This is a genomic window from Vibrio sp. D173a (assembly GCF_030248475.1).
On the sequence record NZ_JAHGAH010001148.1, the window covers coordinates 1 to 883 of the forward strand.

1 protein-coding gene is annotated in these 883 nt (G+C 47.2%); it reads left to right on the forward strand.

All coding sequences use genetic code 11. The features are described from left to right. On the forward strand, window positions 1–883 hold an 883-nt coding region (locus tag KIV40_RS31925; RefSeq protein ID WP_285353344.1), incomplete at both ends, for an HD-GYP domain-containing protein.

Genomic DNA, 883 nt, shown 5'->3' on the forward strand with positions numbered 1-883 from the left:
GATGTTGGCGGAGGCGGCAGAACAGTGCCAGAGTGGGCAATTCAAGTCGTTCAAGTTTAATAACGATGATGAACGCCGAGAGTTTAGAATTGCCGCTTGGTTACATGATTGCGGTAAGATCACAACAACAGAGCACATCGTCGACAAAGGCTCGAAATTAGAAGCGAACTATAACCGTATCCATGAAGTTCGAACTCGATTCGAAGTTCTGTGGCGTGATGCTCAGATAGAGGCGCTAACGCAGCAATTGGAAGGCCAACTGAGCAGAGAAGAAATTGACGCTAAGCTCAAAGCGGCTCAGGCTCAACTGCAAGATGATTTCACGTTCATTGCGACTTCTAATGTTGGTGGCGAGTTCATGAGTTCAGACAAGGTCGAACGCATTAAACAAATAGCTGAAATTACTTGGACACGTCATTTCGATGACAACCTTGGTCTTTCACCGGTTGAAGAGCTGAACAAACAGAGCAGTAGCAGCTTACCTGCGACAGAAAAACTGTTGTCGGATAAACCGGAGCACATTGTTAAACGCGATCGCCCTATTGAGTTTGACCCGCAGCATGGCATTAATATGGATGTGCCAGAGCATCTGTACAATCAAGGAGAGGTATATAACCTCAGCATTGCGCGTGGCACGCTGACGGCAGAAGACCGCTTCAAGATTAATGAACACATGATCAGCACCATTAAGATGCTAGAGAACCTACCGTTCCCTGAAGAGCTCAGCCGTGTGCCACGCTATGCGTCAACGCACCATGAAACTCTAAAAGGAACAGGCTACCCGCGCAAGCTGACTGCTGATGATCTTTCAATACCAGAACGCATCCTAGTGATCTCAGATATTTTTGAAGCGCTCACGGCCGCAGATAGACCATATAAGAAG